We start from the raw sequence: 14,935 nt of genomic DNA on the forward strand, positions 1-14,935 counted from the left end.
TCTGGCCGGGCGACAAGCGCACACTGGCACGCGATACCCTAAACCAGCCGATGCAAACTATCAATATATTTGACACGAAAGGCCTAAAAGCCTACTGATGTGCATTTTATTAAACAACAACAGGAGCCGCACCATGAGCATCGCCAGCATCATCGACTTCGCCCAGGCCCTCACCGAGGCCGAACGCTACCGCCCGGCTGCGGAAAAAATCATCAAAGGCGAGCCGGACCAGACCGTCTACAACCACTACTCCAGCCCCTGCGGGCAGTTCGCTGCGGGCGTGTGGGAAGGTGAAGTGGGGCAATGGAGCGTGAACTACACCGAGCACGAATACTGTGAAATCGTGCAAGGCGTTTCGGTACTGCGCGACCAGGAAGGCAACGCCAAGACCCTGCGTACCGGTGATCGGTTCGTTATCCCGGCCGGCTTCAAAGGTACCTGGGAGGTGCTGGAGCCCTGCCGCAAGATCTATGTGATGTTCGAGCAAAAGTAACTATGTAGCGCAGGCGCCTTGCACCTCTGGAGGAGGATGCCCCTGCCCATGTCGGGCTGTCCTCCTACCAAAGGAAATACATCATGAACAACGAAGAAGTCCTGCAAGCCCTGGCTCACCTGATCGGCACCCCGTACGAGCCATCGATCAAGGACGCCATCACAGCGATCACCGGCCGCCCTCGGGTCGTCGGCCCCAATGAAATCACCACTCGCGAGTACGACATCAACCGTGTTCACATCAAGACCGATGCACACGCCGTGATTCAGGGCTTCCGCTTCCAATGACCGGCATCCGGGCATAAAAAAACCCGCGTCCTTTCGGATGCGGGTTTTTCTTGGTCGCCGATCAATTACTTGATCTTGGCTTCCTTGTACACCACGTGCTTGCGAACAACGGGATCGTACTTCTTGATCTCGATTTTGTCCGGAGTGGTGCGCTTGTTCTTGTCGGTGGTGTAGAAGTGGCCAGTGCCAGCACTCGAAACCAGACGGATCAATTCACGCATGACGTTCTCCTTAGAACTTTTCGCCGCGAGCACGCAGCTCGGCCAGCACTACGTCGATACCACGCTTGTCAATGACGCGCATGCCTTTGGCAGAAACGCGCAGACGCACGAAACGCTTCTCGGACTCAACCCAGAAACGGTGGTGCTGCAGGTTCGGCAGGAAACGACGACGGGTTTTGTTGTTTGCGTGGGAAATGTTGTTCCCGGTTACTGGACCCTTACCAGTAACTTGACAGACTCTCGACATGACTCAGCCCTCTAAAACCTCATGCCCAACCCGGCATGGGTTGGCCGCTTAATCTCTCAGTCTTTGGCGCCAGGCGCCGTGATTCTGGAGGTCTTATCGACCGGATCCGCTGATGCGACAGGCCGAGCCCCTAGAAAAGAGCGCTGCTTTATACCAGAAAGACTACGCCGCAACAACAGAAGATGAGCATCTGATTGCTGCCGATGGCGCGCGGGCAGCATAGCGACTCGCGCGCCGGCCTGTCGACCGCTCGTCGCAGACTGGCATAAAAAGGGGGTGGCCATTTCCCGACGCGCGCACTAGGGTAGGACATTTCCAGACTGCACTGGCAGATGGGCCACTGACTCGCCAAGGAGCTTTGATGCGTGCCGCCGCCCTTTCCTTAATGTTCACCTCCCTGCTTGCAACCGGACTCGCCCAGGCGGCCCCGCTGAGCGTATGTAGCGAAGCCAGCCCCGAGGGCTTCGACGTGGTCCAGTACAACTCGCTGACCACCACCAATGCCTCGGCTGACATGCTGATGAACCGCTTGGTGGAATTCGATGCGACCCAGGGCAAGGTGGTGCCGGGACTTGCGCAAAGCTGGACGGTGTCGGCCGATGGCCTGGTCTATGACTTCACGCTGCGCAACGGTGTGAAATTCCACACCACGCCCTATTTCAAGCCCAGCCGTGATCTGGATGCAGACGATGTGCTGTTCAGCTTCCAGCGAATGCTCTACCCCGCCCATGCTTGGCACAAGACCGCTCCGGGTGGTTATCCACACGCTCAGTCGCTGCAACTGGGCAACCTGATCAAGTCGATCGAGGCGCCCGAGCCACGCACCGTGCGCTTCACCCTCACTCATCCGGATGCCACCTTCCTGGCCACCCTGAGCATGGGCTTCGCCTCGATCTACTCCGCCGAGTACGCCGACAAGCTGCTCAAGGCAGGAACTCCCGAGAAACTCAACAGCCAGCCGATCGGCACCGGTCCGTTCGTCTTCCAGCGCTTCCAGAAAGACTCCGTGGTTCGCTACCGCGCGAACCCCGACTATTTCGACGGCAAGCCCACGGTCGACCCACTGATCTTCGCCATCACGCCTGACGCCAACGTCCGCCTGCAGAAACTCAAGCGCGGAGAATGCCAGGTGGCCCTGTCGCCCAAGCCGCTGGACATCGCAGAAGCAGGCAAGGACGGCAACCTCAAGGTGGCGACCACTCCGGCCTTCATGACCGCATTCGTGGCTATCAACAGCGAGCACCCACCGCTGGACAAGCCTGAGGTACGCCAGGCGATCAACCTGGCGTTCGATAAACAGGCCTACCTCAAAGCCGTGTTCGAAGACACCGCCACCGCCGCCAACGGCCCCTACCCGCCGAACACCTGGAGCTATGCCAAGGATCTGCCGGGCTATGCACTGGACCCCACCAAGGCCAAGGCCCTGCTTGCCAAGGCTGGCTTGCCGGATGGCTTCACCACGACGATCTGGACCCGTCCGTCGGGCAGCCTGCTCAACCCCAACCCCAGCCTGGGCGCGCAGATGCTCCAGGCAGACCTCGCCAAGGTGGGCATCAAGGCCGAGATCAAGGTCATCGAATGGGGCGAGCTGATTCGCCGCGCCAAAGCGGGCGAACATGACCTGCTGTTCATGGGCTGGGCCGGTGATAACGGCGACCCGGACAACTTCCTGAGCCCTCAGTTTGCCTGTGCTGCGGTGAAGTCGGGGACCAACTTCGCACGGTTCTGCGACAGCCGGCTGGACCAGTTGATCAGCGCTGGACGCACCACCAACGACCAGAGCGTGCGCAGCCGGCTTTACCAGCAGGCGCAGACGCTGATTCAGCAGCAGGCGCTGTGGGTACCGCTGGCGCACCCGACGGCGACGACACTGCTGCGCCAGGGCGTCGAGGGGTATCAGGTCAGCCCGTTCGGGCGACTTGATTTCAGCAAGGTTTCGGTGAACCGCTGATTCCGCGGCTGACTTGAGGGGGAGAGCCTGTGAAATCGAGCGCCGCCCGTGCGGCGCATCGCGAGCAAGGCTCGCTCCTACGCCTGTTTCGGGCCAATTATTTCTGTAGGATTTGCGCGCGACCGCTTGGGTGACTTGGCCCAATCCACGTCGTACAAACAAGGCGGTCGTGCATTTGCCCTTGGCGTTACTGGCCAAAAACAATCGTAGGAGCGAGCCTTGCTCGCGATGCGCCGCACGGGCGGCGCTCGATCTCACAGGCTCCCCCTCCAGCAAGACAAGCACTTCCCCCCTAAGCCACGATCCACCCATGCTCGACCATCGACAGCGGCTCCCCGTCGCCGATGATGATGTGGTCCAGCACCCGCACATCGATCAACGCCAACCCCCGCTTCAGCGATAGCGTCAGGTGCACATCGTCCTGGCTCGGTTCGCAGTTACCCGAAGGATGGTTGTGGCACAGAATCAAGGCCGCGGCGTTATGCAGCAACGCCCGCCGGACCACTTCACGCGGGTAGACGCTGGCCCGGTCTATCGTGCCCCTGAACAAGATCTCGAAGGCCAGTGGCCGATGCTTGGTATCCAAGAACAGGCAACCGAACACTTCACTGGCCTCATGGCGCAACATGGCCTTCAGATAACGCCGAACCGCCGATGGGCTCTCCATGGCCGACTCGCGCTCGATAGCCGTAGCCAGATGCCTTCGCCCGATTTCCAGAAGCGCCTGCAACTGACTGTACTTCACTGGCCCAAGCCCAAGTTCAGCCATGAATGCCTCTCTATCGGCCTCAAGCAACTGGCGCAGACTTCCGAATTTCACCAACAGCCCTCGCGCCAGCTCCACAACATTCCGACCGCGAACACCAGAGCCAAGGAACACCGCCAATAGCTCAGCATCCGATAAGCTACCCACTCCCCGTTGCAGCAACTTCTCCCTCGGCCGCTCTTCAGTCGGCCACTCCCTCATGTTCATGCCCCCTCCTGGCAACCTACTGCGGCGCGTTTCGGCCCTGTGTTAATCTATTTCGCCTCGTACATGCGACGTTCTGCCGCAGGCAGTCTTCGTCGCCGCCCGCTTTCACTGGAAAAAGGCAAGCCTATGCAGCGGCTGTATCGCAAGCGCATCGTTCTCGGCGTGGGAGGCGGCATCGCCGCCTACAAGAGTGCCGAACTGATTCGCCGACTCCTGGAGCACGGCGCGCAGGTGCGCGTCGTCATGACCCGTGGTGGTGCCGAGTTCATCACCCCGCTGACCTTGCAAGCGCTCTCCGGGCACCCCGTGCACATGGATTTGCTCGACCCTGCCGCTGAAGCGGCCATGGGCCATATCGAACTGGCCAAGTGGGCCGACCTCGTGCTCATCGCCCCCGCCACCGCCGACCTCATGGCGCGCATGGCCCAGGGCATGGCCGATGACCTGCTGACTACCCTGGTGCTGGCGACCGACGCCACCGTGGCCGTAGCCCCCGCAATGAACCAGGCCATGTGGCGCGACCCTGCCACCCAGGCCAACCTCGACCTGCTCAAGAGCCGCGGCATCCAGGTGTTCGGCCCGGCCTCCGGCAGCCAGGCCTGTGGCGATGTCGGCCTCGGCCGCATGCTCGAACCCACCGACCTGGCCTGGTGCGCCGCCGAGAGCTTCAAGCGCGAGGCCCTGACCGGCAAGCACGTACTGATTACCGCCGGCCCGACCCAGGAAAACATCGACCCGGTGCGCTACATCACCAATCATAGCTCCGGGAAGATGGGCTTTGCCCTGGCCGAGGCGGCTGCAGAAGCCGGGGCTCGGGTGACCCTCGTCACCGGCCCTGTCCACCTGCCAACACCCGACCGGGTGACCCGTATCGACGTGGTGAGCGCACGGGACATGCTTGCGGCCTGCGAAGCGGCCATGCCGTGCGACCTGTTCATCGCTTCGGCAGCGGTTGCGGACTACCGCCCGGAAGTCGTCGCCACACAGAAACTCAAGAAAGATCCTACGACTGGCGACGGCATGCTGCTGCAGATGGTGCGCAATCCGGATATCCTCGCCACCATTGCTGGCCGTGACGACCGCCCGTTCAGCGTCGGCTTCGCCGCCGAGACCGAGCACTTGCTCGATTACGCCACGCGCAAGCTCAAGGACAAGAACCTCGACCTGATCGTCGCCAATGATGTGGCCAACCCCAGCATTGGCTTCAACAGCGAAGAGAATGCCTTGACCGTGATCGACCGCCAGCAGCACCAGACCCTCTTCGCGCAGACCAGCAAGGGCAAGATTGCCCGCCAGTTGGTCGCCTTCATCGCCGAACGGCTCAACCAGGTTCAATAAGTTACATGCACGCTCTTCAAGCCAAGATTCTCGACCCACGCCTGGGCACTGAATTCCCCCTGCCGCAGTACGCCACCCCCGGCTCCGCCGGCCTGGACCTGCGCGCACTGCTCAAGGAGGACACTGTCCTCGAACCCGGCCAGACCCTGCTGATTCCCACTGGCCTGTCGATCTACATCGGCGACCCAGGCCTGGCCGCCATGATCCTGCCGCGCTCGGGCCTGGGTCATAAACACGGCATCGTGCTCGGCAACCTGGTTGGGCTGATCGACTCGGACTACCAGGGTGAGCTGATGGTGTCGTGCTGGAACCGTGGCAATACCCCCTTCACCATCGCCGTCGGCGAGCGCATCGCGCAGTTGGTGCTGGTGCCGGTGGTGCAGGCTCACTTCGACATCGTCGAGGCCTTCGATGAGACCCAGCGTGGCGCGGGCGGCTTCGGTCACTCCGGCAGCCACTGAGCCGACCGACAACCGTTCAGGCCAAGGATGGCGAACTCTCTGGCAATTCCACCGTCCAAGCGTTCAGTTTGTGCCTGCCCAGAAAGCCTTTGACTAATGGAGCTTCCCGAGATGAATGACATGGCCCACCTGGTACCCGCACTGCCCGAGAGCATCTTCCGCGCCTATGACATTCGCGGCGTGGTCGGCAAAACCCTGCATGCTGAAACGGCTTATTGGATTGGCCGCGCCATCGGTGCCCAAAGCATTGCCCAGGGCGAGCCAAAGGTTTCGGTCGGCCGCGACGGCCGTTTGTCCGGCCCGATGCTGGTCGAACAACTGATCAAGGGGCTGGCCGATGCTGGTTGCCATGTCAGCGATGTCGGTCTGGTGCCGACCCCCGCGCTGTACTACGCCGCCAATGTACTGGCCGGCAAATCAGGCGTGATGCTGACGGGTAGCCATAACCCATCGGACTACAACGGTTTCAAGATCGTCATCGCCGGCGACACCCTGGCCAACGAGCAAATCCAGGCCCTGTTGACCCGCCTGCAGACCAACGACGTGCCGCGCGCCCAGGGCAGTGTGGAAAAGGTCGAGATTCTGGACCGCTACTTCCAGCAGATCGTCAGTGACGTGAAGCTGGCCAAGAAACTCAAGGTGGTGGTGGACTGCGGCAACGGCGCCGCAGGCGTCATCGCACCGCGACTGATCGAAGCGCTGGGCTGCGAAGTCATCCCGCTGTTCTGCGAGGTGGATGGCAACTTCCCCAACCACCACCCGGACCCAGGCAAACCCGAGAACCTCAAGGACCTGATCGCCAAGGTGAAGGAAACCGGTGCCGACATCGGCCTGGCCTTCGACGGTGACGGCGACCGCGTCGGCGTAGTGACCAACACCGGCAGCATCGTCTACCCAGACCGCCTGCTGATGCTGTTCGCCCAGGACGTACTGGCCCGCAACCCTGGCGCCGAAATCATCTTCGACGTCAAATGCACCCGCCGCCTGACCCCGCTGATCGAACAGCACGGTGGCCGCGCGCTAATGTGGAAGACCGGTCACTCGTTGATCAAGAAGAAGATGAAGCAGACCGGCTCCTTGCTCGCGGGCGAGATGAGCGGCCATATCTTCATCAAGGAACGCTGGTATGGTTTCGACGACGGCATCTACAGCGCCGCGCGCCTGCTGGAGATCCTCAGCAAGGCCGACCAGGATGCCGAAAGCCTGTTCGCAGCGTTCCCGAACGATATTTCCACGCCGGAAATCAATATTGATGTGACCGACGAGGGTAAATTCAGCATCATTGATGCACTGCAACGCGACGCCGACTGGGGCGAAGCCAGCCTGACCACCATCGACGGTGTCCGGGTGGACTATGCCCGCGGCTGGGGCCTGGTTCGCGCCTCCAACACCACGCCGGTGCTGGTGCTGCGCTTCGAGGCCGAAAGCGACGCCGAGTTGCAACGTATCAAGGATGTTTTCCGCACTCAGTTGCTGCGGGTTGCCCCTGAGCTGCAACTGCCGTTCTGACCGACTATCTGTTCCTTACTGGAGCCCTGCATGACCCTCGATCGCGATGCCGCTTCCCATGTAGCCGAGGTTTTGTCCGAAGCGCTGCCCTATATCCGCCGCTTTGTCGGCAAGACCCTGGTGATCAAGTACGGCGGCAACGCGATGGAGAGCGAAGAGCTCAAGACCGGCTTTGCCCGTGACATCGTGCTGATGAAGGCCGTCGGCATCAACCCGGTGGTGGTTCACGGCGGCGGCCCGCAGATTGGCGACCTGCTAAAGCGCCTGTCGATCGAAAGCCACTTCATCGACGGCATGCGCGTTACCGACGCGGCAACCATGGACGTCGTGGAAATGGTGCTGGGCGGCCAGGTCAACAAGGACATCGTCAACCTGATCAACCGTCATGGCGGTAGTGCCATTGGCCTGACCGGCAAGGACGCGGAGCTGATCCGCGCCAAGAAGCTCACCGTCACCCGTCAGACCCCGGAGATGACCACGCCGGAAATCATCGACATCGGCCACGTCGGCGAAGTCGTGGGCGTGAACACCGACCTGCTGAACATGCTGGTCAAGGGCGACTTCATCCCGGTGATCGCGCCAATCGGCGTGGGCGCCAATGGCGAGTCGTACAACATCAACGCCGACCTGGTGGCTGGCAAAGTGGCCGAGGCGCTCAAAGCCGAGAAGCTTATGCTGCTGACCAACATCGCCGGCCTGATGGACAAGCAAGGCCAGGTCCTGACCGGCCTGACCACCGAGCAGGTCAACGAACTGATCGCCGACGGGACCATCTACGGCGGCATGCTGCCGAAGATCAAGTGCGCCCTGGAAGCGGTCCAGGGTGGCGTGAACAGCTCGCACATCATCGACGGCCGCGTGCCGAATGCGGTGCTGCTTGAGATCTTCACCGACAGCGGTGTCGGCACCCTGATCACCAACCGCAAGCGTCACGGCTAACCGGCGAAAGGGCCGGAACAGGCGACACAAAAAAGGCGACCGTCTCACGAAGGTCGCCTTTTTCATTACCGGGCCAGGATCAGATCCCGTACTGCGCCCGATACGCCTCGACAGCCGGCAGATGCTGCTTGAGCTGCGGGTCATCGGCCAGGAACTCCAGCACCTGGGTCAGCGAAACGATGCTGACCACCGGAATACCGAAGTCGCGTTCCACTTCCTGGATCGCCGACAGCTCGCCATTGCCACGTTCTTCACGGTTCAGCGCGATCAGCACGCCCGCGGCCTTGGCCTGCTGGGCATTGATGATCTGCATGACTTCACGAATGGCGGTACCGGCAGTGATCACATCGTCGATGATCAGCACGTCGCCGGCCAGCGGCGCGCCAACCAGGCTGCCGCCTTCGCCGTGGTCCTTGGCTTCCTTGCGGTTGAAGCACCATGGCACATCGAGCTGATGCTGCTCGGCCAGGGCCACGGCAGTGGCCGCTGCGAGGGGAATACCCTTGTAGGCTGGGCCAAACAGTACGTCGAACGGGATCTTGCTGTCGACGATGGCCGCCGCGTAGCAACGACCCAGCTGCGCCAGGGCGGAGCCTGTGTTGAACAGGCCTGCATTGAAGAAGTACGGGCTGGTACGCCCCGATTTCAGGGTGAATTCACCGAAACGCAGAACCCCGCGATCGATGGCAAAACGAATGAAGTCGCGCTGATACGGCTGCATAAATGTCCCGGGCACCACGGATTTAGCTAAATGAGTTGAGCTCGGGTATCATACACGCACGAGATTTTTGGGGCCATTTATGCGGATCATCAGTGTGAACGTGAATGGCATTCAGGCTGCGGCCGAGCGAGGATTGCTCAGCTGGCTGCAAGCCCAGAATGCCGACGTCATCTGCCTTCAGGATACCCGCGCCTCGGCCTTTGAACTCGATGACCCAGCTTTCCAGCTCGATGGCTATTTCCTTTATGCCTGCGACGCGGAAGTGCCTGCCCAAGGTGGCGTGGCACTGTATTCGCGGATGCAGCCCAAGGCAGTCATCACGGGCCTGGGCTTCGAGACAGCCGACCGCTACGGGCGTTACCTGCAGGCCGACTTCGACAAGGTAAGCATCGCTACCCTGCTGCTACCTTCGGGAATGAACGGCGACGAAGATTTGAACCAGAAGTTCAAGTTGATGGACGACTTCGCCAAGTACCTGGACAAGCAGCGGCGCAAGCGTCGTGAATACATCTATTGCGGCTCGTTCTACGTGGCGCAGCAGAAGCTCGACATCAAGAACTGGCGTGATAGCCAGCAGTCGCCAGGCTTCCTGGCGCCGGAGCGTGCCTGGATGGACGCCATCACCGGCGACATGGGTTACGTGGATGCGCTGCGCGAGGTCAGTCGTGAAGGTGACCAGTACAGCTGGTGGCCGGACAACGAGCAGGCTGAGATGCTCAACCTGGGTTACCGGTTCGACTACCAGATCCTCACTCCAGGCCTGCGCCGCTTCGTGCGCAATGCCCGCCTGCCACGCCAGCCGCGCTTCTCGCAGCATGCGCCGCTGATTGTGGATTACGACTGGACGCTGACCATCTAAACGAAATGGGGCCGCTTTTGCGGCCCCATTTTCGTCTGGATCGACTGGAATCAGTCAGCCAACGAAGCCTGCTGCAGCTCGAAGATTTCGTTCATGCCCTTCTGCGCGAGCGCCAGCATGGCGTTGAAGTCTTCCGACTGGAATGGCGCGCCCTCGGCAGTGCCCTGCACTTCGATGAAGCCGCCGGCACTGGTCATGACCACGTTCAGGTCGGTCTCGGCAGCGGAGTCTTCCAGGTAGTCCAGGTCCAGCACGGCCTCACCCTGATACATACCCACCGACACGGCGGCGATCATGTGCTTGAGCGGGTTGCCAGCCTTCAGGCCACCACGCTTCTTGATCACCGCCAGGGCGTCGCACAGGGCGACCATGGCACCGGTAATCGAAGCGGTGCGCGTACCACCGTCGGCCTGGATCACGTCGCAGTCGATGTACAGCGTGATGTCGCCCAGCTTGCTCATGTCCAGGGCGGCGCGTAGCGAACGGCCGATCAAACGCTGGATTTCCAGGGTGCGACCACCCTGCTTGCCACGGCTGGCCTCGCGCTGGTTTCGCTCACCGGTGGAGCGCGGCAGCATGCCGTACTCTGCCGTCAGCCAGCCTTGGCCCTGGCCTTTGAGGAAGCGGGGAACACCATTCTCGACGCTGACCGTGCAGACGACCTTGGTGTCGCCGAACTCGACCAGTACCGACCCCTCGGCGTGCTTGGTGTAGTTGCGGGTGAGGCGGATCGAGCGAAGCTGATCGGCGGCGCGACCACTTGGACGTTTCATCTGGGATACCTGTACCGGGACTTTGAATCTGCCCTGCATTATAGGGCCCGACGCCTTGCGAGGACATGCCTATTGTCGTGCGCCTGGCAGCCTGTCGACTTTTCCCACTGCCCAGCGGCCACTCTGTAACATGGGTGGATTGGGCGCCAAGGTCCCACTGCGCTACAATCCTGCGCCTTGCAGCCGAAAGGCTTTTCCGTTCACTCCATCAACGCGAGGTACTCCCCATGGTGCACAGCATGACCGCTTTTGCTCGAGTCGAGCGCGCCGGCAGCCAAGGCACCCTGGTCTGGGAGCTGCGTTCGGTCAACCACCGTTACCTGGAACCCCATCTGCGCCTGCCCGAAGCGCTGCGCGACCTTGAGGGCGCCGTCCGCGAAGGTCTGCGCCAGGGCGTGTCCCGGGGCAAGGTGGAATGCACCCTGCGTCTCAATGAAGACAACGCCGGCAAGCCGCTCAAGGTCGACCGTGAGCGCGCCTCGCAACTGGTTGCCGCAGCCGAAGAGGTCGCCGGCCTGATCAAGCAGCCAGCCCCGCTCAACCCGCTGGAAGTGCTGTCGTGGCCGGGGGTACTGGTGGCTGACGCCAGTGACCCGCAGGCCCTGAACGCCGAGGCCATGGCGCTGTTCGACGAAGCCCTGGCCGAGCTCAAGGCCGGTCGTCTGCGCGAAGGCCAGGAGCTGGCGCGTCTGATCAACGAGCGCCTGGACAGTATGGCCAGCGAGGTCACCACCCTACGCGCCCTGGTGCCACAAATGCTGGCAGCCCAACGGCAGAAGATCCTTGATCGCTTCGGCGACCTGCAGGCCGAGCTCGACCCGCAGCGCCTGGAGCAGGAGATGGTCCTGCTGGCCCAGAAGAGCGACGTCGCCGAAGAACTGGACCGCCTGAGCACCCACGTCAACGAAGTGCGCCGGGTACTCAAGTCCGGTGGCGCAGCGGGACGGCGCCTGGATTTCCTGATGCAGGAACTCAACCGTGAGGCCAACACCCTGGGCTCCAAGGCCTTCGACCCGCGCAGCACGCAAGCGGCGGTCAACCTGAAGGTGCTGATCGAACAGATGCGTGAACAAGTACAGAACATCGAGTAAGGCCACCCCTACCATGAATCACAGCAGCGGCACCCTCTATATCGTCTCGGCCCCTTCGGGCGCCGGCAAGACCAGCCTGGTCACCGCCCTGACCAATGACGACCAGCAGATCCGCGTCTCGGTCTCGCACACCACGCGCGCCATGCGCCCAGGCGAAACGCACGGCGTGAACTACCACTTCGTCATCCACGAAGAGTTCAAGGCGCTGATCGAGCAAGGCGACTTCCTGGAACATGCCGAAGTCTTCGGCAACTTCTACGGCACCTCGCGCAGCGCACTGCAGCAGACCCTCGACCAGGGCTACGACCTGATCCTGGAGATCGACTGGCAAGGTGCGCAGCAAGTGCGCAAGCTGATGCCGGACGCACTGTCGATTTTCATTCTGCCGCCAAGCCAGCAGGCGCTGCGCGAGCGCCTGGATGGCCGTGGACAGGACAGCGAAGAGATCATCGCCGGACGCATGAAGGAAGCGGTCAGCGAGATGGTGCACTACGACGAGTACGACTATGTGATCATCAACGATGATTTCGATGTCGCGCTGCAGGAGTTGAAGGCGGTGTTCGTCGCCAACCGGCTGCTGCTGAAGAAACAACAGCAGCGGCATGGGGCGTTGTTGAAGCAGCTGGTCGGCTGAAGGTTCACAGGGGCCGCTGTGCGGCCCCAACATCACTCCGGCAGAGGCAGGGTAGCCTGCTGACGCAGGGTAGCCCCCAGGAAGTAGGCCGGCGCGCGCATCCGCGACAGCATCATCAGTACGATCCCCAGTGCCGAGATGATCGCTGCAATCACGAACACCAACCCCAGCCCCCCCACATGCGAGCCGCTACCGAAGTCTGGCGAAGCGCTGTCGATCGCGGTGCGCACGAAGATCACCGACAGAATCACCCCACCCACCAACGGGCACAGGCCACGCATGAAGAAGTGGCGCAGACTGTCGAACAGGCTGTCACGGAAGTACCAGACACAGGCGAAAGCCGTCAGCGAGTAGTAGAAGCAGATCATCATCCCCAGCGCGGTGATGGTGTCGGCCAGCACGTTCTCACTGAGGGTACGCATGGTAACGTAGAACAGCCCCGCGGCAACGCCTGCGCAGATGGTGGCGTAACGCGGCGTCTGCGAACGCGGGCAGACGCTGGCGAACTTCTGCGGAACGGCACCGTAGTACCCCATGGCAAGCAAGGTGCGCGCGGGCGAAACGAAGGTCGACTGCAACGAAGCGGCGGTGCTGGCCAGCACGGCAATGGACATCAGGATCGCCAACGGCCCCATCACCGGACCGGCCAGGTGGGCAAAGACGTTTTCCTGAATGCGCGGATTGTTCAGGCCCAGGCCTTCCTCACTGATGCCAGCGAACTGCAGGGTGGCGATGGCCGTGAGCAGGTACAGCCCGAGAATCAGCAGCACGGTCCAGGTCGCTGCCTTGCCCGGCACCTCGTCACTGCCAATCGACTCCTCGCTGACGGTCAGGCATACGTCCCAACCCCAGAAGATGAAGATCGACAGCGACAGCCCGGCAGCGAACGCCGAGAACGACTCGACGCCAAACGGGTTGAACCAGGCAAAATCGAATTCCAGCGGGGGCGGCGCCGTGGTCTCGCCGAACGCTGCAAAGGCAAAGCCGATCAATACCAACAGCTGCAAGGCTACCAGGCCATATTGCACCGTCATGGTCGTGGTCATGCCGCGACAGCAGATCCACACCGCCAAGGCGATGAACACGCAACAGGTCGTGATGTTGATCAACAGGTTGTCCGCCAGGGCCGCCAGTTCGTGCTGACCGGTGATCTGGGCAAGGAACAGGTAGAAGAAGTCGACCGCCACGCCCGCCAGGTTGGATAACACGATGGTGGTGGCAACTACCAACCCCCAGCCGCCGATCCAGCCGATCATTGGGCCGAAGGCACGGGCCGACCATGTGAATGAAGTACCGCTGTCAGGCTCCGCCGAGTTGAGCTCGCGATAGCCGAGGGCCACCAGCAGCATTGGCAGGAAACCGACGATGAACACCGCCGGCAGGTGAGCGCCGACTTCGCGGACGGTTGGCCCGAGGGCGCCGGTCAAGGTGTAGACCGGCGCGATGGTGGAAATGCCCAGCACCACGCTGGCCAGCAAGCCCAAACGGCCCTTGGCCAGGCCTTTGCCGCGCGAGGTATTGCCCGAGTCGGTCGCCACGTCAGGTGGGCGGCCGGCTTCTGTGTAATTGCTCATGAGAAAACGCCGTAACTATTGGAATTGTTGTCACAGGCCTTGCAAGCAAGGCGCTTTCACTCATTGAAAGCTTGCGAATCGGTTTAGGTCATCCAAGACCTTCGGGTCATGACCCTACCGTGCAGCATGGGCAATGCAGGCCTCACGAAACGCCTGGAACAGGCGCAAGGAGACCGGGTTTTCGGCGAAACGCCACTCAGGGTGCCACTGAACACCCAGCACAAAGCCAGGTGCATCAACCATCGACACCGCTTCGATCAGGCCATCCGGGGCCCGTGCCTCGACACGCAGCCCTGGGGCCAGGCGGTCGATACCCTGGCTGTGCAACGAATTGACTTCGAACTGCGCAGCCAGGCCCAGGCGCTCGAACAACCCGCCCGGCTCGATGCTGACGGGGTGACGAAGGCCGTATTGCACCTCCAGGGGTGCATCCTCAGGTTCACGGTGGTCCAGGAAGCCAGGCAGCTCCTGCACGCGCTGGTGCAGAGTGCCGCCCAAGGCCACATTCAATTCCTGGAAACCACGACAAATGCAGAACACCGGTACACCGGCGGCAATGGCCGCCTGCAGCAGCGGCAAGGTCAGGCGGTCACGAGCAGGGTCGTGCCGGGTCCCTTCCGCGCTGGGGGCGCCATTGTAATGATGCGGCTCGATATTTGAAGGCGAACCGGTAAAAACAATGCCGTCGAGCTGCGCCAACAGCGCCTGCGTGTCACTGCCGGCATCGCGAGCCGGCAACAGCAGTGGCAGCCCGGCAAAGCCCGCCGCCTCGACATACTTGTCGCCCACCGTGTGCGACGAGTTCTTCCCCACCTGCTGACGGCAGGCGCTGACACCGATCAAGGGGACCGCAATTGCGCTCAT

At 61.9% G+C, this 14,935-nt stretch carries 16 protein-coding genes and 1 pseudogene; 10 read left to right on the forward strand and 7 right to left on the reverse strand.

All coding sequences use genetic code 11. From position 1 onward, the window contains the following. Nucleotides 1-133: 133 nt before the first annotated feature. Both IF103_RS24115 and IF103_RS24120 read left to right on the forward strand, forming a co-directional pair. Entirely contained in the window at nt 134-493 is a 360-nt protein-coding gene (locus IF103_RS24115) for a cupin domain-containing protein (RefSeq protein ID WP_023383025.1), read from the forward strand. Between the two features lie 83 nt (nt 494-576). After that, nucleotides 577-780, forward strand: a complete 204-nt coding sequence (locus IF103_RS24120; RefSeq protein ID WP_023383026.1) for a hypothetical protein — start codon at nt 577-579, stop codon at nt 778-780. A gap of 65 nt (nt 781-845) precedes the next feature. Here IF103_RS24120 and rpmG read toward each other — a convergent pair whose 3' ends face one another. Together rpmG and rpmB are read right to left on the reverse strand one after the other, a co-directional pair. Next, nucleotides 846-1,001: a 50S ribosomal protein L33 gene (gene rpmG, locus IF103_RS24125; RefSeq protein WP_003253507.1), complete on the reverse strand. Its 156-nt coding sequence runs from the start codon at nt 999-1,001 to the stop codon at nt 846-848. A 10-nt stretch (nt 1,002-1,011) separates the two neighbouring features. Further along, complete coding sequence (rpmB, locus tag IF103_RS24130) at nt 1,012-1,248, reverse strand: 50S ribosomal protein L28 (protein WP_003258972.1); 237 nt, start codon at nt 1,246-1,248, stop codon at nt 1,012-1,014. A 361-nt stretch (nt 1,249-1,609) separates the two neighbouring features. Between rpmB and IF103_RS24135 the strand changes: the two genes are divergently transcribed. Then, a complete protein-coding gene (locus tag IF103_RS24135; protein WP_023383027.1) occupies nt 1,610-3,199 on the forward strand; it encodes an ABC transporter substrate-binding protein in 1,590 nt (529 codons plus the stop codon). A 292-nt stretch (nt 3,200-3,491) separates the two neighbouring features. Here IF103_RS24135 and radC read toward each other — a convergent pair whose 3' ends face one another. Next, entirely contained in the window at nt 3,492-4,172 is a 681-nt protein-coding gene (gene radC, locus IF103_RS24140) for a RadC family protein (RefSeq protein WP_023383028.1), read from the reverse strand. Between the two features lie 126 nt (nt 4,173-4,298). On the opposite strand from radC, the gene coaBC reads away from it, so the two are divergent. The 4 genes and pseudogenes from coaBC to argB all read left to right on the forward strand — a co-directional run bounded on the left by coaBC (nt 4,299) and on the right by argB (nt 8,419). Continuing rightward, a complete protein-coding gene (gene coaBC / locus IF103_RS24145) occupies nt 4,299-5,510 on the forward strand; it encodes a bifunctional phosphopantothenoylcysteine decarboxylase/phosphopantothenate--cysteine ligase CoaBC (RefSeq protein WP_023383029.1) in 1,212 nt (403 codons plus the stop codon). A gap of 5 nt (nt 5,511-5,515) precedes the next feature. Further along, nucleotides 5,516-5,971, forward strand: coding sequence for a dUTP diphosphatase (gene dut, locus IF103_RS24150; protein ID WP_023383030.1), 456 nt, complete (start codon nt 5,516-5,518; stop codon nt 5,969-5,971). A gap of 135 nt (nt 5,972-6,106) precedes the next feature. After that, nucleotides 6,107-7,480, forward strand: a pseudogene (locus IF103_RS24155) (phosphomannomutase/phosphoglucomutase); the annotation flags it as partial. A gap of 30 nt (nt 7,481-7,510) precedes the next feature. Then, entirely contained in the window at nt 7,511-8,419 is a 909-nt protein-coding gene (gene argB, locus IF103_RS24160; protein WP_023383032.1) for an acetylglutamate kinase, read from the forward strand. Nucleotides 8,420-8,498: 79 nt separating this feature from the next. Here argB and pyrE read toward each other — a convergent pair whose 3' ends face one another. Further along, the gene (gene pyrE / locus IF103_RS24165; protein WP_011536401.1) at nt 8,499-9,140 is read right to left on the reverse strand and encodes an orotate phosphoribosyltransferase; all 642 of its coding nucleotides are present in this window, start codon (nt 9,138-9,140) and stop codon (nt 8,499-8,501) included. 79 nt (nt 9,141-9,219) lie between these two features. On the opposite strand from pyrE, the gene crc reads away from it, so the two are divergent. Then, nucleotides 9,220-9,999, forward strand: coding sequence for a catabolite repression control protein Crc (gene crc / locus IF103_RS24170; RefSeq protein WP_023383033.1), 780 nt, complete (start codon nt 9,220-9,222; stop codon nt 9,997-9,999). A 50-nt stretch (nt 10,000-10,049) separates the two neighbouring features. Here crc and rph read toward each other — a convergent pair whose 3' ends face one another. Beyond that, the gene (gene rph, locus IF103_RS24175) at nt 10,050-10,772 is read right to left on the reverse strand and encodes a ribonuclease PH (protein ID WP_023383034.1); all 723 of its coding nucleotides are present in this window, start codon (nt 10,770-10,772) and stop codon (nt 10,050-10,052) included. A 227-nt stretch (nt 10,773-10,999) separates the two neighbouring features. Here rph and IF103_RS24180 point away from each other — a divergent pair, with 227 nt between their 5' ends. Then, nucleotides 11,000-11,863, forward strand: coding sequence for a YicC/YloC family endoribonuclease (locus IF103_RS24180; RefSeq protein WP_023383035.1), 864 nt, complete (start codon nt 11,000-11,002; stop codon nt 11,861-11,863). A 13-nt stretch (nt 11,864-11,876) separates the two neighbouring features. Then, nucleotides 11,877-12,497: a guanylate kinase gene (gene gmk, locus IF103_RS24185; protein ID WP_023383036.1), complete on the forward strand. Its 621-nt coding sequence runs from the start codon at nt 11,877-11,879 to the stop codon at nt 12,495-12,497. Nucleotides 12,498-12,529: 32 nt separating this feature from the next. Here the strand turns inward: gmk and IF103_RS24190 are convergent, their stop codons facing one another. Beyond that, nucleotides 12,530-14,071, reverse strand: a complete 1,542-nt coding sequence (locus IF103_RS24190; RefSeq protein WP_023383037.1) for an APC family permease — start codon at nt 14,069-14,071, stop codon at nt 12,530-12,532. 114 nt (nt 14,072-14,185) lie between these two features. Continuing rightward, nucleotides 14,186-14,935: a gamma-glutamyl-gamma-aminobutyrate hydrolase family protein gene (locus tag IF103_RS24195; protein ID WP_104881062.1), complete on the reverse strand. Its 750-nt coding sequence runs from the start codon at nt 14,933-14,935 to the stop codon at nt 14,186-14,188.

It is taken from the genome of Pseudomonas sp. SK2 (assembly GCF_016772395.1).
Classification (GTDB): Bacteria; Pseudomonadota; Gammaproteobacteria; order Pseudomonadales; family Pseudomonadaceae; genus Aquipseudomonas; species Aquipseudomonas taiwanensis.